We start from the raw sequence: 25,336 nt of genomic DNA, 5'->3' as shown, positions 1-25,336 counted from the left end.
GTTATTAAAAGGATCCCTCATCAGGGCGGTTGTCCTGCTGATCGTCTTTCCTCTTTTTATTCGTACCGGTAAATGTAGTTTTTCCAAAGCGGTAAGAGAAGGTTAAATTCCCCATTGTGCCCTGAAACTGGCGTTCAAAATCAACAATTGTGGCTCTATCTTCAGTGGTCATGCTCCATCTTCTGGTGTTAAAGACATCACGAACATTGAAACTTAAAGATGCTTTTTTGTTCGGGAAATCGTATTTGGCTCCACCATCAACCCCATACATAGCATTACGTTTTCCTTGTGCCATCACTTCTGGCGCCCTATAATCACCACGCACCTGTAACGATAAATTTTTAACTACTGTTAAATTTCCGGTAATATTGGCGTTCCAGCTAAAGCCACTGCTTGATGGAATGTCAAATCTTGCATCTCCGGCAAACTTAGCTTGATATAAGTTTACATTGGTAGTAAAATTTAAAGCTTTAATCAGATCGAAACGGCCAATCAACTCTAAACCGCTATTAATCTGATTCGTTAAATTTTGAGGGGTTGAAGTAATGATCCCGTTAACAGGTGTACTTCTTACCCTTTGAATTACATCATTGGTTTGGCGGAAATACAAACTCGAAGTTAAGGTTACTTTTTTCCAGTATTTACTATATCCCAATTCGAAAGAGTGTACATCCTCTGGCAATAAATTCGGATTACCACCTCTATAGTTTAAAGGATCCGAAACATCCAAAAACGGGTTGGTATCCCAGGGGCGGGGGCGGTTTACACGGCGTGTATAACTCAATTGAAGCTGGTTGTCGCCCTTTAATTTTTGCGTTAAGAAAACACTTGGATAGATCCTTTTGTAGTGGATATTTCCTTCGGCCGTGGTTAATACATTGCCCGTGTAACCTTCTAAATGTGTATCTAAACGCGCATCTTCTCCTCTTAATCCAATCTGGTAACCAAAATCTTTAATCTGGCTCTGATAATTGAAATAAAGTGCGTGCACCTGATCCTTACTATCGAAACCGTTAATTAACTTATTATTGCTAACATAAATGTTCGTATTGGTAGGGATCGAATCTGCGTATTGATCATTGTTTCCTAAGCGGATCTGGCTACGGTAACCAACTTCAATTTTACCGGCTTTACCAACAGGCAATGCATAATCAGTCTGGATGTTGTAATTGGTATTATTGCCTGTGTTAAAAACACGCTGTAAACTTAAGGTTTCATCAATCGGCACACCATTTCGGTTAGTGGTATTGGTGCTGTAAGTTTGGTCGTTGTTGTTTGTGCCATACGAATAGCCAAAGTTGAAGGTTAACTCTTCTTTCGGTTTTTTAAACTTCTGTACGTAATCTAAATTCAGGTCGTAACTTTTTCCATAACCGTCATTATTATTGGTTCTGTTGCTTAATAAAACAGGCGACTGGTTTGCACTTAATTGTCTAATGTTAAGCAGCTCGTTCCGCTCATTTTCTCTTGAGTTAAAACCACCCGATAAGCTGATTACGCTTTTTGGTGCCAAATAATAATCTAAACCAGCTTTAGCATTGTGTCCCCTATCAGATGAATTAGAAACGGTATTCTGATTTGCGAAAGCTGTTGAACTGGTTGGTGTTTTGTAGGTAATATCCTGGAAACCGCCACCCACACGGTTGCCATAGCGATAGCCATAGTTTCCGTAAAGGTTTACTTTGCTATTCTGAAAACTTAAATTAGTGTTGGCATTATAGTTATCGCGGTTACCTGCAGTTAGTGCGACTGAACCGTTAAAGCCAAGTTTCGTATTTTTCTTCAGTACGATGTTGATGATTCCTGACTGACCTTCTGCATCATATTTAGCCGATGGATTGGTAATTACCTCAACGCTTTCGATAGAGCTTGCCGGGATCGATTGGAGAATCTGCGCTACATTACCACCGGCAATTAAAGATGGTTTTCCATCAATTAAAACTTTTACGCCTGCAGAGCCACGTAAACTCACATTGCCATCCATATCGGTAGAAACTGAAGGAACATTCTGCAATAAATCGCCTGCTGAGCCACCTTCGCTGATTACGCTCTGATCCACAGCAAAAATCTTTTTGTCGATCCCCATTTGCATGCCTTGTTTTTGGCCTGTTACGGTAATTTCGCTCAGCATATTTCCTTTTGAAGGATTCATTTTAATGTCGCCAAAGTTTAATGTACCCGTAGCGGCAGTAATGGCTATATTATCTCTAACCATGGTTTGGTAGCCAACAAAGCTTATTTTAAAGGTAAAAGTTCCGGTTGGGATATCTGCCATTATAAATGCACCATTTACATCTGTTTGGGCAATTTTTGCATTTTTGCTTGTTGCTTTATCAATTAAAACAGCGGTAGCAAATGGAATGGTTTCTTGTGTTTTTGCATCTTTAAGTACTCCGGTAATTTTTGCTTTTCCACCTGTTTGTGCGAAAAGACTAAAAGATAAGCTTAAAAGTAAAAGGGTAATCTGTATTGTTCTCGATTGTAAAAGTCTCATTAAAAAATAAAATTTCGTGTGTTTTTATAAAGGGAGACAAAGTAACGGCAACTAAGTTTAATTAAGGAGCCGTAACTATTTTATTACAGCCATTTTATAGTAATATTTTTGTGGGTTATTCTCCAGTTGGCGGTTAGTAATTGGCAGTTTTCAGTTTTGCCTAAACAATAAAAGAATATTACAATTGAACAATTTGCAAAATGTTACTTTTGTTTATTATGAATAGGATATTAATTGTTGATGATTTGCACCCTGCATTTAAAGAGCAGGCCATTGCTATGGGTTACCTGGTTGATAATGAACCACAGATTACCCGCCAACAAACATTAGATAAAATAAAAGATTATACCGGTATTGCGGTAAGAACGAAATTTAGGATAGACGCCGAAATTTTTGCAGCCGCTCCAAACTTAAAGTTTGTGGCAAGAGCAGGGGCTGGCTTAGATAATATTGATGATAAAATCGCTTTTGAAAGAAATATCGAATTGATTAATGCACCTGAAGGAAATTGTGATGCTGTTGGCGAACATGCTACGGGTTTGCTGTTATCGTTGATGAACAACTTCCGCAGGGCCGATATGGAGATTAGAAACGGGGTGTGGGATAGAGAAGGTAACCGTGGTTACGAATTGAAAGGCAAAAAGGTGGGAATTATTGGTTATGGCTTTATGGGGCAAAGTTTTGCGAAGAAACTGGCAGGTTTTGAGGTGGATGTAATGGCCTATGATAAGTATAAAACAGGCTTTTCTGATGCTTTTGCCCGCGAGGTAAGCATGGAAGAAATTGTGAAACACAGCGATGTACTGAGCTTGCATATTCCCCTAACTGCCGAAACCAGACAGATGGTTGATGACGAGTATTTCTTCCATTTTAAAAAGCCCATTTTCTTTATCAATACCGCGAGAGGCGAAATTGTAAATACGCAAGCAGTGTTGAGTGCAATTAAAAGCGGAAAGATTTTAGGTGCCGGATTGGATGTACTGCAAACAGAAAAATTCCCTGCATTGGGCGAACAGGTTTGGTACGATGAGCTAAAAAATAACGAAAAAGTGATTTTAACGCCACATGTTGGTGGCTGGACATTCGATTCTTACCGGAAAATTTCGGAGGTTTTGGCTGAGAAATTAAGGGATCTTAATTTTTAGTTTAGAAAGACCTATGAGGTTTTTAAAACCTCATAGGTCTAATTATTTACTACCAATCCAAATTTACAGGCTTTTAAAACTACGTCTTGAAAAAGTAATATGACACATAGTGCTATTCAATCCAAAGATTATATTAAAAACATCGATTTCGAATATGTTGAGACATACTCTTTTCAACAGCAGGCCTACTATTCGGATACTACTAGAAATACAGGAGCAATATCTTGGTATGATAACCGCATAACTGATCTGAATGGTAACCTTGATAACACTTCGGAAAAGATTAGTTCCTTCCAACGTAATAGTCAGGATGTGATTAAATTAAATCACATTTTAGAAACCGAGGTTGCAAACTTACCTTCTTGGATGTGTCTACCTATTACAGGGATGCAATCATATTTTATAATAAGACTGGAGAAATTGTTTCTGCTCTTAATGTATGTTTCGAATGCTCATACATGGAGAATGATAAAGGGATTAATATTAATGCAGACGAATCTACATACGGCTTGCTAAAGTCCTTCTTAACCTCAAAAGGGCATAAAATTAGGGCATAATTTTTTCTGAAATATTTCTTGAGTTAAAATTGTTTCTTGAGATTAAGATATTTAGATTATTCTTAGTCAAAAGGGTTGAAAAGTAGATTAATCTTGATAATATTTTCTTAAATTGGCTATACAATCTAACCAATTTTATCATGCCGAAAGATCATTTATATTCAACTACAGTTACTTGGACGGGCAATAAAGGCTCGGGTACAATGGATTACCGTTCGTACGATCGCGATTATGTAATTTCAGTAAAAGGCAAAGCCGATATTTCAGGATCGTCTGATTCTGCTTTTTTGGGCGATAAATCTAAATATAACCCTGAAGATCTGTTATTGGCCTCAATATCCAGCTGTCATATGCTCTGGTATTTACACTTATGCTCTAAAAACGAGATCGTGGTAATCGATTATAAAGATGAGGCAGTAGGTACAATGGAAGAATCGGCTGATGGCAGTGGCCGTTTTAGAGAGGTTACCCTTCATCCCCAGGTTTTAATAGCCGATAAGGCACATTACGAACTTGCAGCTTCGCTGCATTATGAGGCAAATAAAATGTGTTTTATTGCCAATTCATTAAATTTTCCGGTTAAACACAAACCTACTTGTAAAGCAGAAAACGGTTAACAGCTTTCAGTTGATACCATCGTCCTCGTTTGTAACGAGGATGGTGGAGATAGGCGATTTTATCGCCATTAATTTGTTTATGTCGCATTACAAATGCGGATCTCGATAATCCTTGTTATAAGCGGGGACTATTAGTTAACAGTTTTCAGTTGGTAGTCATCTAACTGCCAACTGAAAATTGCAAACTGTCAAACTATTTAGCTGACCAAACATTATCTTTCGGCGTAGCATCTACATAGATACCGTTGTCTAAACCAATTGATTTTACTTTTTTAGTAGTGTTAAGCACTATGTTCACCTCTTTCTGGTTTGCTTTCCAAACTGCAGGTGTTTTGTGGATGGTGTCTGCTTTTCCATCCGTATAAGTAATCACTATATCAAAAGGAATAACAAATCCACCAATATTTTTAATGGTTAGGGTAGATTTTCCTTTTGCAGGTGTTACTTTGGCAATGGCTAAATCAAGATAGTTGTTGGTGAAAAACCAATTTTGGAAAAACCAGTTTAAATTTTGTCCAGATCCCGCATTCATCGAATTAAAATAATCCCATGGAATAGGGTGTTTGCCATTCCAGTTGCCCATATAGGTATGTAATGCTTTTTTAAATAGCTCATCACCCAGCATATCTTTTAAGGCAAGGTAAGATAATGAAGCCTTTCCGTAGGAGTTATTCCCATAACCCGAACCCGAAACCTGATCAGACATGGAAATTACCGGTTGATCTTCTTCTGTCGATTTATCATTAATATATTTATTTACCCTAAAGTTTTTGTAAAACTTATCAGCAGCCTCTTTGCCGTGTTCTGCAATACCGATTAAATATTCGAATGTTGTGGCCCAACCCTCGTCCATATAGGCATAACGGGTTTCGTTAATACCCATATAAAAAGGGAAGTAAGTATGTGCTACTTCATGGTCCTGAACCAATTGTGCAAAAACAGGATCGCCAAATTGAGAATCGTTAACCATCATCGGGTACTCCATATCGGCAAAACCTTGAAAAGCAATGGTTTTAGCATAGGGGTAGGGGATGCCTGGCCAATTGTTCGAGAACCAATCTAAAGCATTAAGGTTGTATTTAACCGAGTTTGTAAAATCTGTTCCGGTAGTTGGGTTGTAAGCCGCCTGGGCACTTGCACGGCGATTGGTCTTTTTATCTACAATTACACTTGCGCCATCCCAAACATAATGGTTGCTCAAAGCAAAAGTAACATCGGTAATGTGCTGTACTGCAAATTTCCAGGTGTTCCAGTCTTTTTGCTGGGTTACTTTGCCATCTTTCATTTCCTGTTCGGTAGCAATATGAATTACCTCATCTCCATTGTACGATTTTTTTAAACGCGCAGAAATTTCAGGTTGTAATACTTCATCAGGATTCAGGAAATCGCCAGTAGCATAAACCACATAGTTTTTAGGCGCTTTGATCGAGAATTCGTAATCATTAAAGTCGTTATAGAACTCGGCTCTATCGGTGTGTGGAATGCGGTCCCAGCCGTTATAATCATCATATACAGAGATACGTGGATAGCTGTAAGCCACAAAAAAAGAGTTTGGATCAATCTGTCCCTCACGTCCACTTTCTTTTGATAGGGGATAATCCCACTCTATTTTAACCGCAATTTTCGATTTCGGTAGCAACGGTTTGTTCAGTTTTACATTGCCAACTGTTCCCCAGTTTTTGCTATCTACTTTATACGTTTCGCCATCAACAGAGAAAGAACTGATATTCAAGCCTGTGCTCAAAAAATCTTCGCTCACGGCACCACCTCTCGGTGAGGTTGGTTTATGCAGGTTGTTTACAAAGCGAATGGCCAAAGTTCTTAAAGTATCGGTGCTGTTGTTGCTGTACAAAATTTCTTCTTTACCGCTTACCACTTTGGTTTCGGCATCTACCTTAATATCCATGTTGTATTTACCATGGTTTTGCCAATAGTTGGGGCCAGGTTTTCCATTCATAGCACGGGTACCCTTAGCATATGCTGCTTTTATATTTCTGGGCATATAAAGTTCTTGGGCAGAAACGGTATAGCCACCCAAACAAATGAGTAGGACAATAGATAATAACTTTTTCATTTTTACGAATAATTTTAGCTAAAAATAGAATTAATGGTTGAATTTTGGATAAGTGTATAAATGAATGTTACCATTGTGGTGATTCTGGCATATAATTATAATAAGGAACGAATGGGTTTGTCTTTATTTTAAGGCGTAATTAATGCTTCTAATTGACCTTGAGCGTCACAAAAGGTTAAAATATTGGCCGCTTCTTAATTTTTTATTTGCTTTTGTAATTTCCACATTTTATCTTCGTTATAATTGAAGCAAGACTATGTAGCAAACCAACTATATAGTCTTGTTTGTTTTTTATAGCGTTTGAATAAAATTAATAGAGCAATGACAGAGGTAACATACTACACCCAAGAGGGGTTAGATAAATTAAAAGAGGAAGTTCATTATTTAACAACCACCGGTCGTCAGCTAATATCTAAAGCAATTGCAGAAGCAAGGGATAAAGGTGATTTATCGGAGAATGCAGAATACGATGCTGCTAAAGAAGCGCAAGGTTTGCATGAAGCAAAAATTTCAAAATTAAAGAATACGTTGGCAAACGCACGTTTAATTGATGAGTCTAAATTAGATTTATCGAAAGTACTTGCTTTATCGATTGTTAAAATAAAGAATGTTAAAAACGGTGCTACCATGACTTACCAGTTGGTAGCTGAAACAGAAGCAGATTTAAAAACAGGAAAAATTTCTGTTAAATCGCCAATTGCACAAGGTTTGTTAGGTAAATCGGTAGGCGAATTCGCCGAAATCGAAGTGCCGGCAGGTAAAATGCAGTTCGAAGTGCTGGAAATATCGAGATAAGCGGATAGCGTTTGGCGATAAGTGTTTAATCGCCTCCCGCCAAACGCTTGACCCTGATCGCCCAGCCCTTACACCCTACACCTTTTAACCTTCCACCTTATGACTATCTTTTCAAAAATTGTTGCAGGCGAAATCAGTGCACATGTTGTTGCTGAAACTGTAGAATATTTAGCGTTTTTAGATGTTCAGCCTTTAACGGCGGGGCATGTTTTGGTTATTCCGAAAATTGAAACCGATTATATCTTCGATATGGATGAAGATCTGTATGTTGGCCTTTGGATGTTCGCTAAAATTGTAGCTAAAGGTGTAAAAATAGCTTTCCCTTGTAAAAAAGTAGGTGTTTCGGTTATCGGATTGGAAGTTCCACATGCTCATATTCATTTAATCCCAATGAATAATGTTAGCGACATGAACTTTAGTAAAGAAAAATTAAAGCCAACCAGCGAAGAATTGGCTGAAGCTGCCGAAAAAATTAAACAAGCCTTACTGGAGGTATAAAAAAGGCCGGCTGTGAAAACACCAGCCGACCATTCTACCCGCCTAACCCAAATTATTTATGGCGCCGGAGCAACTGTAGCATTTAACTGTAATACAGGCCAAGTTAAACCTGGTCCCTTTCCGATTACTATGCCATTGTTATCGCCTCTTTTTAGATCTGATACCCAGTAGTATAATGGCCATCCTTTATAAGTTAACTGTTTTTTACCAATTGTAGCCACAGTAATTACGCCAACATCAGCTTTTGCAACAGCAGAGGGTACATTAAGCACTTCAGATTCATATACCGGCCAAATACCTTCTTGTGTAGCACTCTTGGTATATGTGTTTACACCATTTTTATCTGGTGCAAAAGCATACAAAGTACGTCCTTTGCTATCGGTTAGGTAAATGGTGTTGCCAGTGCCTACGGCATAAGTACTGGTATAATTGGTGTTGTTCCCGAACAATTGTGCATTGGCCAACATTAACGAATAATCGGGCTTGGCTACAAACCAAATACCACCTGAACCGTCACCTTTAATATCTCCGGCTTTAGTATCACTAGCAAAGTAATACAATGGATAACCTCGGTATGTGCTTTGTTTACGGCCGTCGGCACGGGTAACCTCCCCAACTTCTGCTTTGTTCAGTTTTAAATCGGTGCTCGCATCGGCTGAGTAATAAAGTGGCCATGCCGTTTCGCAACCGCCGGTACAGGTTGGCGTGCCTGCAGCGTCAGATGCAAAAAAGTATAAAGTTTTACCGTCTTTATCAGTTAATACCGTCCCGAACTTGGCATCTGTTGCCAATTGAATCCCCTTATTGTTATTGGTAACGGGTGGTGTTGTAGGTTCGTCTGAACTGCTTTTTTTGCAGGCTGTAAATACCATTGCTATGCAAACGATAGCCAATAGATTTCTTTTTAAGTAGATTAGCATAAGATTTTTGTTTTTAGTTTTAACTTTAATCATTAATATGCTGCTATTACGCCGTCAGGTTGTAAATGGTTGCTTGTTGTTGAATAGAAAATTTTAGCATAACCGAACGAGTAATAATTATTTTAAAGAAATACTTTTTTGTGGCAACCTTTTGTAATTTCTTACCGTAATGTATTTTGAAAGGAGAACCTGTGACCGCTAGCCGCGATAGTGAAGATATTATACAAAAGTATATTCAAGGGTGCGTTAGAAATGAGAGGGATAGTCAAAAAGCGCTATACAAACATTTCTATAGCTTTGCCATGGGGATTTGTTTGCGTTATGCAAACGATCGGCTAGATGCTGCAGGAATACTTAACGATGGCTTTTTTAAGGCCTTTAAAAATATAGCCAAATATGAAACTTCGAAGGCCTTTTTGCCTTGGCTTGGTCGGATAATAACCAATACTGCCATTGATTATTATCGTGCAAATTTAAAATTTGCCGATCATGTAGATATTCAGGATCATGAAAATATTGCACATACAAACTCAGTGTACGATAAATTGGCTTATAATGATTTGTTAGCATTGGTTCAAAACCTAAGTCCTGCCTATCGAACGGTTTTTAACCTTTTTGCCATTGATGGGTATACCCACGAAGAAATTGCCGAAATGCTGGGAATATCGATAGGAACATCAAAGTCGAACCTGTTTAAGGCACGACAGAAATTACAGGAAATGCTAAAAGCTGCAGATGCGAAAACTTACCAGGTAAGGAGTTCGGAGGTAGATAGAAACCTTTTACAGGTGAGGTTAAATACAAACATGCAATGAGAGCGGGAAAAGATATAGATAAATTATTTAAGGATGGATTGGAAAATCCCGATCTTCCTTTTAATGATTTAGATTGGGATAATCTGGAGGAGAGATTGCATCCAGCACCTAAAAGGACGATAGTGCCGATAATTTGGTTAACTGCTGCGGCTGCGGTAGCCGCAATGTTGCTGGTGGTTTTTTTATTGGTTAAACCTGATGGTGATCGATCAAAAACGAATCCGCTGGTGAAAACAAAAACAAATGAGAATAACAAGCCATTAAATAATGATGGTGGTTTAATTGAAAAGCCAACCAACAATGATTCGTTAGCTAAGGATAGGGAAGAAAGTTTATTGACAGAGAATAATAAAGGAGCGGAGGAAAGCAAAGATCAAAAAATAATCAAAACAGGATTCGTCCGCGAAATTTTTCCAAAAGTTATTGAGAAAGGTAATAGTGGTAATCATAACCTTTTAGCGGATGTGATTTATAATCCAGAAATAAAAGCTGAAACCAAGCTTATAGAATTTGAAAAACAGAATCTTGTAGCTGATCCTGTTCGAGGCAAAATACCAAGAATTAAAGACCCAGTTTTTAAGAAAAAACCAAGATTTGTGTTGAGTATTCTGGCTGCACCCGATTTAACCAGTGTGCAGAAATCAGGTAGAAGTAGTTTAAGTGGTGGTTTTGGGGTAGAAGCTACGCTTTTCTTAACAAAGAAATTGAGTGTTACTACCGGGGCAGCTTATGCTAAGAAAATCTACGACTCAGATTTTAGCCAATACAATCCTAACAGCAATTATGTTTTTAAGGCAAATCCAGCAAATATTCACGCCAATTGCGATGTAATTGATATTCCAATTAATGTGAACTATAAGGTTTTTGATGGACGTAGAAATTCGATTTCAGTAAGTACAGGCTTGTCCAGTTATTTAATGTTGAAAGAGAAATACAGCTATTCTTATAATGGAGCTTATCAAGGTCCTCAAAGCTACGAAGTTAGAAACCAGAATCAGCATTATTTAGGTATAGCCAATGTTGGTGTCGAGTTTCAGCACAAAATAAATAATAATTTAAGCATTAGCGCTAAACCATTTATGAAAATACCCTTAACCAATATTGGTTATGGAAATTCTAAATTATCATCAACAGGCGTGGCAGTTTCGGTAAATATGAATTTATTTGGCAGGAAGAATTAATTAAGATTAAAATAATACGTCTTGAATTTCTGGCGTTTTATCGAAAACACTTTTTGCAAACGGACAAAGCGGAAGAATTTTCATCTTGTTTTCTCTGGCATAATTTACGGCGGCAAGCACTAACTTTTTTCCTACCCCTTTACCGGCAAAATCTTGATTTACTTCGGTATGGTCAATAATGAATTTGCCAGGGCCAGCCCAAACATATGCCATAACGCCTGCTTGTAAGCCGTTCTCTAAGGCTTCGAACTGCCCTTTCTTTTCGTTGTTAATCTGTTGTATTTCCATTAGGGTTTATTTCTTAACCTTTGGGTTTTGATCTGGCAAAGGCACAAAACCTGTTTCTCCAGGAACGGGTTTAAAGCTTTGTTCGAGCCATTTTTGCTTGGCTTTTTCAATCAGTTCTTTGTCAGAGGCAACAAAGTTCCAGTAAATGAAACGCTCTTCAGGAAAAGGCTCGCCTCCGAAAATATAAACCGTGGTGTTTTCGTGCATGGTAAATTCGCACAGTTTGGCGTCGTTGGCAATTAAAATTAAACGTGGCTCAAAAATATTCCCCTCACTTTCAATTGCACCCTCTAAAATATAAAGTGCACTTTCTCCAAACAGGTAATCGCCAATGTTTAGCTTTTGCTGCTTGGTACTTTTCAATTCTAGAAAATATAATGGACTATACACCGGAACTGGAGATTTATAGCCAAAAGCTTCTCCTGCGATTAATTTAAAACTTACACCATCTTCTGTCCAGCTTGGAATGTCTGCCCCTTCTACATGGTAAAACTCAGGGTCCATTTGCTCTAAATCTTTGGGTAAGGCTACCCAGATCTGTAAGCCGTGGAGCATTTTATCAGTATGCCGAAGGTATTCGGGAGTTCTTTCCGAATGTACAATGCCGCTGCCCGAAGTCATCCAGTTTACCTGCCCGGGTTTAATTACAATATCCGAACCTAAACTGTCTTTATGTGTAATTTCACCTTCAAATAAAAAAGTTAAGGTAGATAAACCAATATGTGGATGAGGTGGAACGTCGAGATTCTCGTGATCGCTCATTGCAGCAGGACCCATATGGTCGATAAAAGAAAAAGGCCCAACCATCCGTTTCTCTCTGAAAGGCAGGAGTCTGCCAACCATAAAATTTCCAATATTTGCTGGTCTTTCTTCGATAATGAGTTTAATGTTCGACATGGTGAAATCAATTTTTGATGAGGTGAATTTAAGGAAAAAAATCCTAAGGCGGATTGGTTTGGTAGTATCTGGTGGCACGAAAAAAAACTAGTTTGTTTTTTGGAAAGCAATAACAGAAGCTTTTGGGTTGTTGTAGTCCCGCTCCCGCTTCTGCCAATTTTGAAGGAAATTGTCATCTCGCTTTGATCGGGTTTAGGCGGCTAGGGCATTGCTACTGTCAGAAGTAAAATAAACCCGACCGACAGCGTTATCCCGACTTTTTCAGTCGGATTAAGCGAAGGGCGGGGCTGGCGCAACCGAAGTAATACGGATACTGCTTTTCAAATTATCAAGAAATTTCCGTGCCCTCTGTGCTTCCGTGTCAGAAAAATTATTTCTAAACTTATTATGTAACACCTGACGGTGCAAATAGATCTCTCTATTTCACTACGCTTCATCCGATAACTATCGGATCGAGATGACGATGCCTCCTTATCAAAAAAGCATCCCTTTCGAGATGCCTTTCTAAACTTAAAAAGAAAAAATATGGTTTTTATACCAATTCCATTAAAGCTTCTCTGCTAAAGCCTTTCAGTTCTTCGGTAAGGTTGTTTTTGATTTTCTCTACCCAGTTCGGGTCTGCTAAAAGCGGACGGCCAACGGCTACTAAATCGAAATCGCCGCGGTCCATTCTGCGCACCAGTTCATCTAATGAGCTCGGCTGTGAACTTTGGCCTGCGAAAGCGCCAAAGAAATCGCCATCCAAACCAACTGAGCCTACTGAGATTGTAGCTTTTCCGGTTACTTTTTTAGCCCAACCTGCAAAATTTAAGTCAGAACCTTCAAATTCAGGCTCCCAGAACCGGCGTTGCGAACAATGAAAAATATCAATTCCGGCTTCGGCCAATGGCGTTAACCACTGTTCCATTTCCTGCTCGTTTTTGGCCAGTTTAAAATCGTAGGCAGCAGGTTTAAATTGTGATAAACGGATAATTAGCGCGAAATCTTCTCCAACCCTTTTACGTACTTCCTTAATTACTTCAACACCAAAACGGGTGCGTTCAGCTAAGGTTTTACCGCCATAAATATCGGTACGGTTGTTTGTACCGTCCCAGAAAAACTGATCGATCAGGTATTGGTGCGCGCCATGTATTTCAACAGTGTCAAAACCCAAAGCTTTGGCATCTGCTGCCGCCTGGCCAAAAGCCGCAATGGTATCAGCAATGGCTGCATCAGTCATTGGTACGCCGTTTTCGAAACCTGGTTTGTTTAGGCTTGATGGACCTTCAAATGGTGTGCTTGGTAACCAGCCTGATGCATGGTTGTCCATAATGCCCTGGTGCCAGATCTGTGGTCCCATTTTACCACCGGCCTGGTGTACACTTTTAATTACGTTTTCCCAGCCTGCCAAAGCTTCAGTACCGTAAAAATGTGGAATGTTAGGATCGGCAGAAGAAGATGGGCGGTTAATTACGGTTCCTTCTGATAAAATTAAACCCACTTCACCAGCAGCTCTTTTTGCGTAATAGCTGGCAACATCGGCTGTTGGCACGCCACCTGGCGAAAATGAACGCGTCATGGGGGCCATTACTATTCTGTTTTTGATATTTAATGTTTTAAGGCTAAAAGGCCTGAATAAACTATCTGTGTTCATATGTTTCTAAATTATAATTCGGTATTGATGATTTCGCTTAATTTTTCTAAGCCTTCTTTATTGCGTTTGTAATAAGTCCATTGGCCTAAGCGCGTTGAACTGATTAAATCGGCGCGCTGTAAAATAGAGAGGTATTCGGAAATGGTACTTTGTGATAAACCACTTTTAAGCTGAATCTGCCCAACGCAAACACCTACATTTTCAAAATCGGCATTGGGCTGCTCCGGAAAATGTAGCTCAGGCGCTTTTAACCAGCCTAAAATCTGTAAACGTGTTTTGTTCGAAAGGGCTTTAAATATTTCTACTTGATCCATGGCGCAAATGTATATCGACTTTTCCCGATATACCAATTAAAAGAACAAAGTTTACAATTGGATGTAAAACATGCCGATGGATAAAAATGAAATATGGATGTGCGCTGAAAGATTCTTCGTTGCACTATTACTGACAGATTGTAATATGACAGATTTTAAAGAACGGTCGTCATTCCCGCGCAGGCGGGAATCTTAATGCAGCATACAAGCCCTACCGAAGCATTACGATTATTCATAAGTTTTGCTTTTTTCAGAGGCATTCATGAGCACTCCGTGGTTCCCAATCAAGTTGGGAATGACGCATCGCTGCGAATGGCCGTTGAAGTTTCGAAAAAAACTGAGTTTTTGGAATGACTGAGATCAATGTCTTCTGTGGCTAAGATAATCTGAGAGAAAAAACGGTCAAAAAAGAACGGGGATAAATCATACCGACCTATCCCCGTCATCTAAATTAACGCTCTCATATATATAAACAACCAAAAAGGTGATTTATTATATTTGATGTAAAATATTTTTTATTTTTTTGCTGCCGGCTTTTTTGCTACTGCTTTTGCTTTCTTTTCAGCTACTGGAGCCTCTTCGATTGCTTCTGCTTTTTTCTTCGCAGGCGCCTTAGCTTTTTTAACTTCTACAATCGGTTCTTCAATTGCTTCAGCTTTCTTTTTAGCAGGTGCTTTTGCTTTTTTAACCTCGGCAGGTACTTCTTCAGCTACAGTTTCTTTCTTCTTGGCCGGAGCCTTCGCTTTTTTAACTCCGGTAACCGGCGCTTCAACAACAGGTTCTTCTTTAACCTCAACTGCTTTCGGAGCATGATCTTGTTGTAGATAGTTTGCCAGAATCTGTCGTAGATATACCTCTGGTTTCGGCATGTTAATGATGGTTCCAGGTTCTTTATCCTGAGATTGTTTAATGTAAGCCGATTTAATTTTGCCCCAATCTTTAGAGTAAAGTCTGATAAACATCTCTACAAATTGTTCGTCTGTATATTTTTTAGGCAACCTACCCAGCACTGCCTGAATTTTTTCTTCTTTTTTATGTAATACCGCCATCGATTTTATTTTGTACAAAGATAGCCGAATTTTATCATTATCAGTTTTTTGCTTTTTTGAGCAAAATGGATGGTCTAGCAGATCAAATTTAGTGGCCTAAAGTGAAGTCGCCAGTTCTGCTTCAACCAACTCGCTTTTTCTGTTTTTAACCAACCGTTCGCGATGTTTTAACCCCCAATCCCTTAGTTCATCAATAACTCTTTCAAGCGATTCACTATAAGGGGTAAGCTCGTAAGTTACGGTAACCGGAGTGGTAGAAAATACTTTCCGGATCACAAATTCATTTAATTCTAAATCTTTAAGTTCTTTCGATAATATTTTGGGTGTAATTTCTCCAAGTGATTTTTGGATCTCATTAAAACGCAGTGGTCCTTCTTGCAGAGAAATAATCAGCGGAAGTTTCCACTTGCCATTTAAAACATAGAGCGCGTCTTTTACCGCATTTAAACTTGCCGTACAGGTTTCTAGATTACGGTGTTCTTTTCTTGGTCCCATAATACAAAGGTATAAGCTTTCGTAAAGGATAGTACTATCCTTTGGGATACTAGTATCTTTTAGATAGCAAAACTACATAAGTTTGCATCAAAAAAATAATATGAAAACAAAAACAATCAAAACTATTTACTGGATATCCACTGCTTTGGTTTCGTTAATGATGACTTTCTCGGCCTATTCCTACCTGACTAATGAAACCATTAAACAGGCTTTTCGTCACCTTGGCTTTCCTGATTATTTTAGGGTAGAATTAGCCGTTGCCAAAATTTTAGGAGCTGTTTTATTACTGTTGCCGATAAAAGGGCAATGGAAAGAATGGGCATATGCAGGTTTTGCATTTACATTTGTTTCGGCATTTATTGCGCATACGGCATCGGGTGATCCAATCAATAACCGCGTTGGTCCGGTTGTATTTTTAATCGTGTTATTGCTGTCGTATTTTACCTATCACAGAGCTAAGAAAGCATCTGTTTAGAGGAAGTATTGAAATTTTTTCGGTGTTTATAAAACGATTTAGCTGTGTTTGCAACAAATTAATTGATGAAACTGGATCTTTCGGCTTTTTATTTTAATTTAGGTAATATGCGCACATTTACCAAATATTCCGGCCTGTTTTTAATCTTTACTGTAGCTGTTTTAACCGCTTTTACCGATAAACCCAAGCCAAAGAAAGCTGCTGATAAAAGACCTAATATTATTGTCGTCCTTGCCGATGATCTGGGGTTTTCTGATATCGGCTGTTATGGCGGAGAAATTAAAACACCAAATATCGATTATCTGGCTAGCCAGGGTGTCCGTTTCAAAAATTTTTATAATACTTCTCGTTGCTGTCCAACACGTGCAGCCTTATTAACCGGGCTTTATAACCACAACGCTGGCATTGGCGAAATGACTACCGATCGTGGTGTAGAAGGATATCGTGGTACCATTACCAAAAATACAGTAACGCTGGCAGAAGTTTTAAAAGATGCAGGATACAGGACGGCAATGTCAGGTAAATGGCATGTTGCAAATACCATAGAACAACCTACGCCTCAAGCGCAGCTAGATTGGCTAAACCATAAAACATCTTTTCCTTTGTTTTCGCCGATTGATCAATACCCAACCAGCAGAGGCTTTGAGAAATTCTTCGGAACACTTTGGGGAGTGGTCGATTTTTTTGACCCTTTTAGTTTGGTAAGTGGTACAACGCCGATTAAAGAGGTACCTAAAGATTATTACCATACGGATGCCATTAACGATACTGCTGCGAGTTACATCTATGAATTTAGCAAAGGTGATAAGCCATTTTTTCTCTATGTAGCTGAAAATGCGCCACATTGGCCATTGCAGGCAAAACCAGGTGATATCGCGAAATATAAAGATACCTACAAAGTTGGCTGGGATGCTATTCGTGAGGCGAGGTATAAGCGAATGGTAGAGATGGGATTGATCGATCCTAAAACGGCTCCTTTATCTCCACGCAAATCGACCATGAAATGGGAAGATAATCCTACAAAGACATTTGATGAAATGGCGATGGCTGTACATGCAGCAATGATTGATCGGATGGACCAAGGTATCGGGCGGATTATTAAAGCCCTGAAAGAAACCAATCAATTGGACAATACATTGATTGTGTTTTTGAGCGATAATGGTGCAAGCCCTGAAGATGCAATGCGCTATGGGCCAGGTTTCGACCGCCCAAGTGAAACAAGGGCTGGCGAAAAAATTGCCTATCCCATTTATAAGAAAGTAATGCCGGGGCCGCAAACGAGTTATACCTCAATCGGACCAACCTGGGCAAATGTAGCCAATACGCCCTATCAACTTGCAAAATCACAATCGTATGAAGGTGGTGTGCATACGCCGATGATTGCCTTCTGGCCAAAAGGTATCGCTGCCAAAAAAGGAAGTTATAGCAATCAGGTAGGGCATGTAATGGATTTTATGAGCACTTTTGTCGAACTTGCCAATGCGAAGTATCCCAGCAGCTATAAGGGCAACACTATCAAGCCAATGCAAGGCATGAGTTTGGTGCCTGCTTTAAAAGGAAAGGTATCAAACGGACATGAAATCTTATTTAACGAACATTTTAACGCCAGTTTCGTGCGTTCGGGCGACTGGAAAATGGTTAATCTTTCTGGCGATTCTACCTGGCATCTCTATAACATCAAAAATGATCAGACCGAATTGAACGATGTTGCGGCTCAACATCCTGATCAGGTAAAAGAATTAAATGCAAAATGGCAAAGCTGGGCAAAGGAAAACCATGTTTTGCCAAAAAGGTAAGTGAACTTAATATTTATTGAATCGGTTTTAAGCTTTAAGATTAAATATTAAAACATTGGTGGGATCTTTATTTTTTCCACCCTTTCTGCATTTTTTTATAAGCCTTTTTACTGATTTTTGATTTCTTCTTCGATCGTGATTTCCCTTTCTTTTTTCGGGCATTGATGTTATTAACAAGGGAGTTTTTAACCCCCAACTTATTTTTTTTCTTGCCTTTCTTTTTGTCTTTCTTCTTTTTTCCTTTTTTCTTTTCTTTCGCCATAACCCAAGTATTTACTAATTAATTAACAGCAGATTGTACTTAAAAGTTCTGATAAACCAATTGAGCTTTTTAACAAAGTAAATTGAGCCTTAAAGCAAAGCCTCACCTCGATTATCAGCCTACCTTTGATTCTATAAAAATTTAGAAAAATGAAAAAAGTTTGGTTTATAACAGGTAGTTCCCGTGGATTGGGACGTGACCTAACAGCACAAGTATTGGCAAAAGGCGACTTAGTTGCCGCAACAGCAAGAAATACAGCAGCTTTAAAAGATCTTGTAGAAAAATACCCTGATCAGATTTTTCCGATCACTTTAGATGTTACCGATTACGATCAGGTGTATTTGGCAGTAGAATCGGCAGTAGCCCATTTTGGTCAAATAGATGTTTTGGTTAACAATGCCGGTTTTGGTATTGTTGGTGCAGCAGAAGCTTTTACCGAAGAACAGGTGCGCAGTCAGTTGGAAACAAATTTATATGCACCGATCGAAATTACGAGAGCTGTATTGCCATTTATGCGCAAGCAACGTTCGGGCAGAATTCTTCAAATCAGCTCGATAGGCGGGCGGGTAGGTAATGCCGGGGTGAGTATTTACCAGGCTGCAAAGTTTGGGTTGAGCGGCTTTAGTGAATCCCTGGCAAAAGAAGTAGTGGATTTAGGGATTTATGTAACCTGTGTAGAACCTGGTGGTTTTCGTACCGATTGGGCTGGTGCCTCAATGTCATATGCACCTCGCGTTGAAGGGTACGAATCTACTGTAGAAAAGCGCTCAGATTTTTTCCAAAGCGGTAACTTTATACCGATGGGCGATCCGCAAAAAGCAGCGAAAGCCATGTTGGCACTGGTAGAACACCCTGAGCCACCTGTACACCTGGTATTTGGAAGTGAAGCCATTGGAATGCTTAAACATGCTAATGCTACCAGAACTGCCGAAATGGAGAAATGGATGGACGTAAGTTTATCCACAGATCATGATGAGGCTGAGAATTTCTTAGCAACCGATTTGGGGAAATCTTTTACTAAAGGATAGTATATTAACCACAGATTCATACAGATGAACACAGATTTTAGCAGTGTCATATTTTATCTGTGTGCATCCTTTTTATCTGTGGTTAAATGTAAATCCATAAATTTGATTAAGATGTCAAATCAAGAGAAACGCCCCAAGATCCTGTATTCGTGTTATGCCCAGAAAAGCAGTGAGGGCGAACAGTTTATTCCCAATCATTCGCTGGGATTGGTTATTGCGGGTACATCTGAAATTTTTATCGGAGGAGAGAAATTCGTGTTTTCGGATGGTGATTTTCGTTTTTTCAGGCGGAATCAATTGGCCCGGTATACCAAATATCCACCAGCAGGAGGAGAGTTTAAGTCGATTAGCATAAACATCGACCAGGATATTCTGCATAGCATCAGCAATGAATATGATCTGCACATGCAAAAGCCGAATCCCGATATTAAAGGCCTGGCTTTAGAAGCCAATGGCCTTTTGAAGAATTATATCGATTCGATATGGCCATATTTAGACGGCAATAACGCGTTTAATCAAGCTTTGATCGATTTAAAAGTTAAAGAAGCAGTAATGATCTTATTGCAGACCAATCCAATATTAAAAGATGTGCTTTTCGATTTTTCAGAACCTGGAAAAATTGATCTGGAAGCCTATATGAATGCCAATTATAAGTTTAATGTAGATATTAACCGATTTGCTTATTTAACGGGCAGGAGTTTGGCCACATTTAAAAGAGATTTTGAAAAGATTTTTAACCTTTCGCCCAATCGCTGGCTACAGAAAAAGCGCTTGAATGATGCCTATTATCTCCTAACCGAAAAAGGCTGGAAATCATCAGATGTGTACCTCGAAGTTGGTTTTAAAGACCTGTCGCATTTCTCTTTCGCTTTTAAAAAAGCTTATGGCATGGCGCCATCAAGGGTAGTGGTTTAGTTATGCTGCTTTCAAAATGTAAAAGCCCCGCATTTAGCAGGGCTTTTTAGAAAAAAGTCATTATTAAACCTTTTTTGGAGGAAGATCAAAGGCTATCGCCTCATGCTCAAAATGGCCGTTATGTGCACCATCGCAAAAAGGTTTGTTTTTTGATAAACCACAACGGCAAATCGAAAGTACTTCTCTGCCCTGTAAGCCATAAGTGTTTCCGTTTCTATCTACAATTTCGAAATCGCCCTCAATTTTAACAGAGCCGTTATTGTTAATGGTAAGTTTTGTTTTAGACATGTATGTGTTAGTTTAGTGCAAAACTAAAGCATTGAAATGGTAATTTCTGAACGGTTTTCTATTTAGAAACATTCTCTTCTTGGTCTAAGCCTCTTTTTTAATAACGTAGGCAATCATTTCTGTCCTGATCTCGAAACCCAATTTATGATAAAGTTTAATGGCACCTTCATTATCATTTCTGACATGTAAAAACGGTATTTCCGAACGGAGCAATATTCTTTTGATCTGTTCTTGTAAAATCTTAAAAGCATAACCTTTGCCTAAATGATCGGGATGGGTGCAAACCGCACTTACTTCACGGTAAGGGTTGGGATGGAATCGGTGTCCGGCCATGGCTGCCAATTTCCCATCAGCAAATATGCCTGTGTAATTACTGAGTTCTATGGTTTTGGCCAGAAATGGTCCTGGTTTAGTGAGTTCCACAAGATCGATCATTTCTGCAACATGTTCCAGATCAAGGTCTTTTATTTCCGTTGCATCTACTGTTGGTATTTCCTTGCCGCGGAAAATAAATTGAAACATATCGATATGGGTTAGCAACTTCCACTGTGCAGGTATTTCGACAGGTGTTTTGGAGAAAAATACAAAAAGGCTTTCTGCAGGACTGATCTGATAAAGGGTGTTTAGATTTTCCAGCGAATTATCTTTTAAGCCTGCAAATGCGGTGATATCTTCGATATAATATTTTACCTCTTCAAGGCCTTTTGCAATATGGCTATGTCCGGATGTTAAGGCATAATAAATTGGATTATCCAATACGTGTTCCATCCGGCAAAGATATTAAATGCTAAATTAGGGGGAGGTAATTTTTATCTAATGGAGTTAAATCTTGACTTATAATTTCTTAGAAATTTCAGTTTCTGCGCGAACTAAATCTTTCATAAACAAATAATCATTTTCGGAAAGGCTGAGGTCTTTCGCGATTTTCGAAATCAGACTATATATCTTATTGTCAATTTCTATATCATACTCATACAATTGTGTTATAACTGTATCGTAACATAGGCCATATTCGTGGTTAATTAAAAAATCATTTCATTATCTAGATCGCGCTGAGGTAAACCCAGTATTTTAACCTCCTCAATTAATGCTGCTAATTTCTTTTTCATATACCTACAGTTAATTTTATGCAGATTAGCTTAAGGCATTAATTATTTAAAAAAGTTTCCACCAGATGTGCCGTAACCTCAATTGTTTTGTCGCTTGCATCCGGATTAAGGTTTTCGCCGATCATAGCGCCATGCATACCAGGTAAAATAACCAGTTGCGCATTTGTAATCAATCTCGACATTTTAACCACATGTTCTGGCTTGATCACATCTTTATCTGCCACCATTAAAAGCGTATCGGCGGTAATTTCCCTCAGATCTTCATCGCTGAGGTCGACAAAATCGAGCATGCGCTGTTTGTCCTTTTCGAACATCATCTGCAGTGCGTTTTGATCTGGGTTTACTGCTAAAAAAGCTGTTTTAAGCGGCTCGGGCATATGGTCGATGGTTGCATCTCCAAAGCCATTATAAAAGCCATCAATTAAGCCTTCTCGTTGGTAATTGGCCGAAATAACGATGATTTTATTCACCACAGTCGGATGGTGTGCCGCAATATGCAAGGTTGTTGTTCCGCCGTTGCTGAAACCCAGAAAATTGGCTTTCGTTATTTTTAGCTGATTTAATAAAGTGACCACATCTTTTGCATCCTGCTCAAAAGATTCTGCCTGGTCACGGTCGCTGGTACGTCCATGAGCCTGAAGCTCAACAGCTATAACCCGACCAGATTTTGCCAAAAAAGGAATAAATCTGCCGAATGTAGATTGAATGGTGGAACCGCCGCCATGTATCAATACCAGTGGAATTTCTCCCTCCCCGTAAATTTCATAGTACATGTTAATGCCATTTACCTTTTCATGTCCTGCTTTTTTATATGTTTCCATTGGTCTTGGTTTAAAATTTGCTATACAAATCTAAATAAGCTATTGGAAAATAAGGTGCTGATAACAGACAAATTTAGGGTGGTTTGCGCCATTTGGAATATTACTTTTTAAGCTTTTTTACTTTTTTGATGTAAGCGCCTAGAAATTGATCGATACCTGTTGCTGCATATCCTAATAACCTGGAGTTTTCGCCCAGCTCGGAAGAAACTATCGTTGTTTTTTCTCTAATTTGGGTCATACAATAGGTGTTTATTGCCTGTTGCATGGGTAATGTGATGTATTGTTTGGCCCCCGCAATTTTGCCGCTTAAAATAATCAGTTCGGGGTTGAACAACTGGATCAGAACAGCTATTCCTTTGCCCATATGAGTGCCAACATTGGAGAGCAGCTGAATGGCGTATTGATCACCTTTATTGGCTGCCTTAATAATCAGGGCTGGCTCAATTCTTTCCAGTTCTTCGTTCGAAAGATTAGTAAGCATAGAGTTTTTGCCCAATAAAATACCTTCTTTTGCCATTTCTGACAGTGCGTTTCCAGATGCAACGGTCTCGAGGCAGCCGTGTTTTCCACAGTAACAGAGTGCGCCATTCTCTACAAAAGGCATATGGCCCAATTCGCCAGAGAAACCGCAGTTACCTTGCCTCAATTTTCCGTCCATTATAATGCCTAAACCCACACCCCAATCCATTAACAATACGAGTACGTTCTTTTTGCCCTTAGCCATTCCGTGGGTAAATTCTGCCATTGATGAACCATTCACATCGTTTTGGATCACTACAGGTATATTTAGCATTTTTTCAAATGCGGCTGTTAAAGGGATATTTTCATCATCGCTTAGGAAATAACTATAATTTTCTCCCTTTTCAGCATCAATTAAGCCAGGCATGCCAACACTACAGCCAATAAACTGCCTATGCTGAATACCTGCCGATTTTAAGATATCCTGAAGGTGTGTATGTAAAATATTGAAAAAATCAGTCCTGCTTTTTGAAATAGGCACCGAAATGGTTTTAACATCCAATACAAAATTATAATTGTTGTCAATAATGGCTATTTTGGTATGAAATAATTCAATGTCTATACAGAGAATCAGAATCTTTTTATCCTTTAAACGATAAAGGTCGGGTTTTCGCCCCCCAATAGATAAACCATAACCCTTCTTTTCTATCCAGCCTTCATCAATCAGGCTAAGCAGAAGCTTCAGAATACTCGGCGTACTCATTTCCATAATTTCACATAAAGTAGAAACTGAAGATGCCCCTAAATTAAAAAGGTATTTTATGAGCTTATGTTTTTGAATCGACTGCTTATCGTTGGTGTCTGATGTTAGGTTATTTAATAGATTAAGATCCATGTTGTTGATTGCACTATTTCGATAAATATAGATAACTTCTATTAAAAATTTACTAAAGTTTTTTTAATACGTAAAGAAATCAACGATGTTTTGTCTTTATAATAATTTCTTATTAACATTAACCTTGTAATTTTAATCTAACCAGATCGATAAATCCTATGCTCCAGCATCCTAATGCTTTTGGAACCAAACTATCATATAAGTTTTTACAACACCAAGAAACAAATGAAAACTAAAGAAGAACCACAAAATGAACAAAACACCAGACGCGATTTCATCAAAAAATCTGCAATTGGCCTGGCAGCATTTACCATCGTCCCAAGGTATGTATTGGGCGGACAAGGATATCTTGCCCCAAGCGATAAATTAACCAAAGCCGTAATCGGTGTTGGAGGAATGGGCAGAGGCCATTTTGGCTACGAAGGTACCCAGGTAGTAGCCATATGTGATGTTGATCAGAACCACCTTAAACAAGCGGCATCAATGTTGGATAAAGGTGTAAAAACATTTAGTGATTATAGAGAACTGATACAATTGCCTGAGGTAGATATTGTACACATTGCTACCCCACCACACTGGCATGGTATAATGGCTGTAGATGCTGCCAATGCAGGAAAAGATATTTGGTGCGAAAAACCAATGACACATACCATAGGTGAGGGCAAAAGGGTGGTAGAAGCGGTAAAACAGCATGGTAGAATGTTTAGGTTAAATACCTGGTTTAGGTTTAAAGATACCTTTTACGGAATGGGCACTACTGTAAAACCGATTAAAAAACTGGTAGATAGTGGTATGTTGGGCTGGCCATTAAAAGTAACCGTAAGTAAACATACCGGCTACGACTGGAAATTTTACTGGGTGGGCAAAGATCATTTAGAACCTCAGCCCGTACCACCAGAATTAGATTATAATGCATGGTTAGGCCCTGCACCATATAAGCCTTACAATGCACACCGTGTTCACCAAACTTTTAGAGGTTATTGGGATTATGATGGTGGTGGATTAAGTGATATGGGGCAACATTATATCGACCCGATACAATACTTTTTAGGTAAGGATGATACCAATCCAATTTCTGTAGAGGTTGATGCGCCACAACAACATACGGATGCTGTAGGCATTTGGCGCAGGATTACCTATACTTATGCCGATGGCTGCCAGATTATTTTAGACGGTGAAGGTAAAGATACCAATGTACCGTATATAGAAGGTCCAAAAGGTAAATTGTATCCGGGTTTTAAATCTGACATTCCTGATCTGGAACGTAAACTGGCGCAATTCCCTGATCCTGATCCTGAGATTGTAGAATTTTCAGAATCGGTACGGACGAGGAAAAAATTCGCTTTAAATGAAGAGAACGGACACCGTTCGTGCAACATTGTAAATATTGGTTTGGCTGCCTTAAGATTGGGAAGATCGTTAAAATTCGACCCGGTTAAGCAAGAATTCGTAGATGATGAGGCTGCTAACAGATTGATTAATCCTGTAATGCGTGCACCATTTTCTATTTAAACAT

General features: G+C 38.9%; 25 protein-coding genes. 11 read left to right on the top strand and 14 right to left on the bottom strand.

Features of this window, described 5'->3' with window-relative positions:
* Positions 1-4: 4 nt before the first annotated feature.
* Positions 5-2,494: an outer membrane beta-barrel family protein gene (locus LQ201_RS11075; protein ID WP_230142334.1), complete on the bottom strand. Its 2,490-nt coding sequence runs from the start codon at positions 2,492-2,494 to the stop codon at positions 5-7.
* A 218-nt stretch (positions 2,495-2,712) separates the two neighbouring features.
* Here LQ201_RS11075 and LQ201_RS11070 point away from each other — a divergent pair, with 218 nt between their 5' ends.
* The gene (locus LQ201_RS11070) at positions 2,713-3,639 is read left to right on the top strand and encodes a 2-hydroxyacid dehydrogenase (RefSeq protein WP_230142332.1); all 927 of its coding nucleotides are present in this window, start codon (positions 2,713-2,715) and stop codon (positions 3,637-3,639) included.
* A gap of 697 nt (positions 3,640-4,336) precedes the next feature.
* The gene (locus LQ201_RS11065) at positions 4,337-4,813 is read left to right on the top strand and encodes an OsmC family protein (RefSeq protein ID WP_230142330.1); all 477 of its coding nucleotides are present in this window, start codon (positions 4,337-4,339) and stop codon (positions 4,811-4,813) included.
* A 193-nt stretch (positions 4,814-5,006) separates the two neighbouring features.
* Here LQ201_RS11065 and LQ201_RS11060 read toward each other — a convergent pair whose 3' ends face one another.
* On the bottom strand, positions 5,007-6,887 hold the full coding sequence (locus LQ201_RS11060) for a M1 family metallopeptidase (protein ID WP_230142329.1): 1,881 nt from the start codon (positions 6,885-6,887) through the stop codon (positions 5,007-5,009).
* Positions 6,888-7,208: 321 nt separating this feature from the next.
* Here LQ201_RS11060 and greA point away from each other — a divergent pair, with 321 nt between their 5' ends.
* On the top strand, positions 7,209-7,682 hold the full coding sequence (gene greA / locus LQ201_RS11055; protein WP_029276724.1) for a transcription elongation factor GreA: 474 nt from the start codon (positions 7,209-7,211) through the stop codon (positions 7,680-7,682).
* Between the two features lie 99 nt (positions 7,683-7,781).
* Positions 7,782-8,180, top strand: a complete 399-nt coding sequence (locus LQ201_RS11050) for an HIT family protein (protein WP_057931477.1) — start codon at positions 7,782-7,784, stop codon at positions 8,178-8,180.
* 56 nt (positions 8,181-8,236) lie between these two features.
* On the opposite strand, the gene LQ201_RS11045 is transcribed toward LQ201_RS11050, so the two are convergent.
* Positions 8,237-9,100: a hypothetical protein gene (locus LQ201_RS11045; protein ID WP_230142328.1), complete on the bottom strand. Its 864-nt coding sequence runs from the start codon at positions 9,098-9,100 to the stop codon at positions 8,237-8,239.
* A 176-nt stretch (positions 9,101-9,276) separates the two neighbouring features.
* Here LQ201_RS11045 and LQ201_RS11040 point away from each other — a divergent pair, with 176 nt between their 5' ends.
* Together LQ201_RS11040 and LQ201_RS11035 are read left to right on the top strand one after the other, a co-directional pair.
* Positions 9,277-9,915: an RNA polymerase sigma factor gene (locus LQ201_RS11040; protein ID WP_230142327.1), complete on the top strand. Its 639-nt coding sequence runs from the start codon at positions 9,277-9,279 to the stop codon at positions 9,913-9,915.
* The gene (locus LQ201_RS11035; RefSeq protein WP_230142326.1) at positions 9,912-11,096 is read left to right on the top strand and encodes a PorT family protein; all 1,185 of its coding nucleotides are present in this window, start codon (positions 9,912-9,914) and stop codon (positions 11,094-11,096) included. Before LQ201_RS11040 ends, LQ201_RS11035 begins: the two co-directional genes overlap by 4 nt.
* Before the next feature lie 6 nt (positions 11,097-11,102).
* On the opposite strand, the gene LQ201_RS11030 is transcribed toward LQ201_RS11035, so the two are convergent.
* From LQ201_RS11030 to LQ201_RS11005, 6 genes are all read right to left on the bottom strand, one after another.
* Complete coding sequence (locus LQ201_RS11030; RefSeq protein ID WP_230142325.1) at positions 11,103-11,384, bottom strand: GNAT family N-acetyltransferase; 282 nt, start codon at positions 11,382-11,384, stop codon at positions 11,103-11,105.
* Between the two features lie 6 nt (positions 11,385-11,390).
* Positions 11,391-12,281 (bottom strand): pirin family protein, encoded by an 891-nt coding sequence (locus LQ201_RS11025; protein ID WP_230142323.1) that lies wholly within the window; start codon positions 12,279-12,281, stop codon positions 11,391-11,393.
* 532 nt (positions 12,282-12,813) lie between these two features.
* Positions 12,814-13,914, bottom strand: coding sequence for an NADH:flavin oxidoreductase (locus LQ201_RS11020; protein ID WP_230142321.1), 1,101 nt, complete (start codon positions 13,912-13,914; stop codon positions 12,814-12,816).
* 11 nt (positions 13,915-13,925) lie between these two features.
* A complete protein-coding gene (locus LQ201_RS11015; protein WP_029276735.1) occupies positions 13,926-14,228 on the bottom strand; it encodes a helix-turn-helix transcriptional regulator in 303 nt (100 codons plus the stop codon).
* 515 nt (positions 14,229-14,743) lie between these two features.
* Positions 14,744-15,277, bottom strand: a complete 534-nt coding sequence (locus LQ201_RS11010) for a hypothetical protein (RefSeq protein WP_230142319.1) — start codon at positions 15,275-15,277, stop codon at positions 14,744-14,746.
* Positions 15,278-15,373: 96 nt separating this feature from the next.
* A complete protein-coding gene (locus tag LQ201_RS11005) occupies positions 15,374-15,772 on the bottom strand; it encodes a helix-turn-helix domain-containing protein (protein ID WP_230142317.1) in 399 nt (132 codons plus the stop codon).
* 100 nt (positions 15,773-15,872) lie between these two features.
* Between LQ201_RS11005 and LQ201_RS11000 the strand changes: the two genes are divergently transcribed.
* Both LQ201_RS11000 and LQ201_RS10995 read left to right on the top strand, forming a co-directional pair.
* Entirely contained in the window at positions 15,873-16,247 is a 375-nt protein-coding gene (locus LQ201_RS11000) for a DoxX family protein (protein ID WP_230142314.1), read from the top strand.
* Between the two features lie 65 nt (positions 16,248-16,312).
* On the top strand, positions 16,313-18,043 hold the full coding sequence (locus LQ201_RS10995; protein ID WP_230142312.1) for an arylsulfatase: 1,731 nt from the start codon (positions 16,313-16,315) through the stop codon (positions 18,041-18,043).
* Between the two features lie 67 nt (positions 18,044-18,110).
* On the opposite strand, the gene LQ201_RS10990 is transcribed toward LQ201_RS10995, so the two are convergent.
* Positions 18,111-18,305 (bottom strand): hypothetical protein, encoded by a 195-nt coding sequence (locus LQ201_RS10990; protein WP_109929779.1) that lies wholly within the window; start codon positions 18,303-18,305, stop codon positions 18,111-18,113.
* Positions 18,306-18,454: 149 nt separating this feature from the next.
* Here LQ201_RS10990 and LQ201_RS10985 point away from each other — a divergent pair, with 149 nt between their 5' ends.
* Both LQ201_RS10985 and LQ201_RS10980 read left to right on the top strand, forming a co-directional pair.
* Positions 18,455-19,333 (top strand): oxidoreductase, encoded by an 879-nt coding sequence (locus LQ201_RS10985; RefSeq protein WP_230142311.1) that lies wholly within the window; start codon positions 18,455-18,457, stop codon positions 19,331-19,333.
* Positions 19,334-19,444: 111 nt separating this feature from the next.
* Complete coding sequence (locus tag LQ201_RS10980) at positions 19,445-20,248, top strand: AraC family transcriptional regulator (RefSeq protein WP_230142310.1); 804 nt, start codon at positions 19,445-19,447, stop codon at positions 20,246-20,248.
* 63 nt (positions 20,249-20,311) lie between these two features.
* Here LQ201_RS10980 and LQ201_RS10975 read toward each other — a convergent pair whose 3' ends face one another.
* The 4 genes from LQ201_RS10975 to LQ201_RS10960 form a co-directional block, all read right to left on the bottom strand.
* Entirely contained in the window at positions 20,312-20,536 is a 225-nt protein-coding gene (locus tag LQ201_RS10975) for a CDGSH iron-sulfur domain-containing protein (protein WP_086548824.1), read from the bottom strand.
* Positions 20,537-20,620: 84 nt separating this feature from the next.
* Complete coding sequence (locus tag LQ201_RS10970) at positions 20,621-21,304, bottom strand: GNAT family N-acetyltransferase (protein WP_230142309.1); 684 nt, start codon at positions 21,302-21,304, stop codon at positions 20,621-20,623.
* A 379-nt stretch (positions 21,305-21,683) separates the two neighbouring features.
* Positions 21,684-22,466: an alpha/beta fold hydrolase gene (locus LQ201_RS10965; protein ID WP_230142307.1), complete on the bottom strand. Its 783-nt coding sequence runs from the start codon at positions 22,464-22,466 to the stop codon at positions 21,684-21,686.
* Positions 22,467-22,566: 100 nt separating this feature from the next.
* Positions 22,567-23,820 (bottom strand): ROK family protein, encoded by a 1,254-nt coding sequence (locus tag LQ201_RS10960; RefSeq protein ID WP_230142306.1) that lies wholly within the window; start codon positions 23,818-23,820, stop codon positions 22,567-22,569.
* 225 nt (positions 23,821-24,045) lie between these two features.
* Between LQ201_RS10960 and LQ201_RS10955 the strand changes: the two genes are divergently transcribed.
* On the top strand, positions 24,046-25,332 hold the full coding sequence (locus LQ201_RS10955) for a Gfo/Idh/MocA family oxidoreductase (RefSeq protein WP_029276744.1): 1,287 nt from the start codon (positions 24,046-24,048) through the stop codon (positions 25,330-25,332).
* Positions 25,333-25,336: the final 4 nt, after the last annotated feature.

The sequence above is a fragment of the Pedobacter sp. Bi126 genome, assembly GCF_918698245.1.
Classification (GTDB): domain Bacteria; phylum Bacteroidota; class Bacteroidia; order Sphingobacteriales; family Sphingobacteriaceae; genus Pedobacter.
The sequence above is the reverse complement of the archived record's forward strand: the minus strand, read 5'-3'. Positions and strand labels throughout refer to the sequence as shown.

Bases quoted from the DNA above. Each gene is read 5' to 3' on its own strand.
- LQ201_RS11075 (WP_230142334.1), bottom strand. From the start codon at position 2,494: ATGAGACTTTTACAATCGAGAACAATACAGATTACCCTTTTACTTTTA.
- LQ201_RS11000 (WP_230142314.1), top strand. From the start codon at position 15,873: ATGAAAACAAAAACAATCAAAACTATTTACTGGATATCCACTGCTTTG.
- LQ201_RS11025 (WP_230142323.1), bottom strand. From the start codon at position 12,281: ATGTCGAACATTAAACTCATTATCGAAGAAAGACCAGCAAATATTGGA.
- LQ201_RS11030 (WP_230142325.1), bottom strand. From the start codon at position 11,384: ATGGAAATACAACAGATTAACAACGAAAAGAAAGGGCAGTTCGAAGCC.
- LQ201_RS10960 (WP_230142306.1), bottom strand. From the start codon at position 23,820: ATGGATCTTAATCTATTAAATAACCTAACATCAGACACCAACGATAAG.
- LQ201_RS10955 (WP_029276744.1), top strand. From the start codon at position 24,046: ATGAAAACTAAAGAAGAACCACAAAATGAACAAAACACCAGACGCGAT.
- LQ201_RS10975 (WP_086548824.1), bottom strand. From the start codon at position 20,536: ATGTCTAAAACAAAACTTACCATTAACAATAACGGCTCTGTTAAAATT.
- greA (WP_029276724.1), top strand. From the start codon at position 7,209: ATGACAGAGGTAACATACTACACCCAAGAGGGGTTAGATAAATTAAAA.
- LQ201_RS11065 (WP_230142330.1), top strand. From the start codon at position 4,337: ATGCCGAAAGATCATTTATATTCAACTACAGTTACTTGGACGGGCAAT.
- LQ201_RS11060 (WP_230142329.1), bottom strand. From the start codon at position 6,887: ATGAAAAAGTTATTATCTATTGTCCTACTCATTTGTTTGGGTGGCTAT.
- LQ201_RS10965 (WP_230142307.1), bottom strand. From the start codon at position 22,466: ATGGAAACATATAAAAAAGCAGGACATGAAAAGGTAAATGGCATTAAC.
- LQ201_RS11050 (WP_057931477.1), top strand. From the start codon at position 7,782: ATGACTATCTTTTCAAAAATTGTTGCAGGCGAAATCAGTGCACATGTT.
- LQ201_RS11005 (WP_230142317.1), bottom strand. From the start codon at position 15,772: ATGGGACCAAGAAAAGAACACCGTAATCTAGAAACCTGTACGGCAAGT.
- LQ201_RS11015 (WP_029276735.1), bottom strand. From the start codon at position 14,228: ATGGATCAAGTAGAAATATTTAAAGCCCTTTCGAACAAAACACGTTTA.
- LQ201_RS11020 (WP_230142321.1), bottom strand. From the start codon at position 13,914: ATGAACACAGATAGTTTATTCAGGCCTTTTAGCCTTAAAACATTAAAT.
- LQ201_RS10970 (WP_230142309.1), bottom strand. From the start codon at position 21,304: ATGGAACACGTATTGGATAATCCAATTTATTATGCCTTAACATCCGGA.
- LQ201_RS11035 (WP_230142326.1), top strand. From the start codon at position 9,912: ATGAGAGCGGGAAAAGATATAGATAAATTATTTAAGGATGGATTGGAA.
- LQ201_RS11010 (WP_230142319.1), bottom strand. From the start codon at position 15,277: ATGGCGGTATTACATAAAAAAGAAGAAAAAATTCAGGCAGTGCTGGGT.
- LQ201_RS11070 (WP_230142332.1), top strand. From the start codon at position 2,713: ATGAATAGGATATTAATTGTTGATGATTTGCACCCTGCATTTAAAGAG.
- LQ201_RS10985 (WP_230142311.1), top strand. From the start codon at position 18,455: ATGAAAAAAGTTTGGTTTATAACAGGTAGTTCCCGTGGATTGGGACGT.
- LQ201_RS10980 (WP_230142310.1), top strand. From the start codon at position 19,445: ATGTCAAATCAAGAGAAACGCCCCAAGATCCTGTATTCGTGTTATGCC.
- LQ201_RS10995 (WP_230142312.1), top strand. From the start codon at position 16,313: ATGAAACTGGATCTTTCGGCTTTTTATTTTAATTTAGGTAATATGCGC.
- LQ201_RS11045 (WP_230142328.1), bottom strand. From the start codon at position 9,100: ATGCTAATCTACTTAAAAAGAAATCTATTGGCTATCGTTTGCATAGCA.
- LQ201_RS10990 (WP_109929779.1), bottom strand. From the start codon at position 18,305: ATGGCGAAAGAAAAGAAAAAAGGAAAAAAGAAGAAAGACAAAAAGAAA.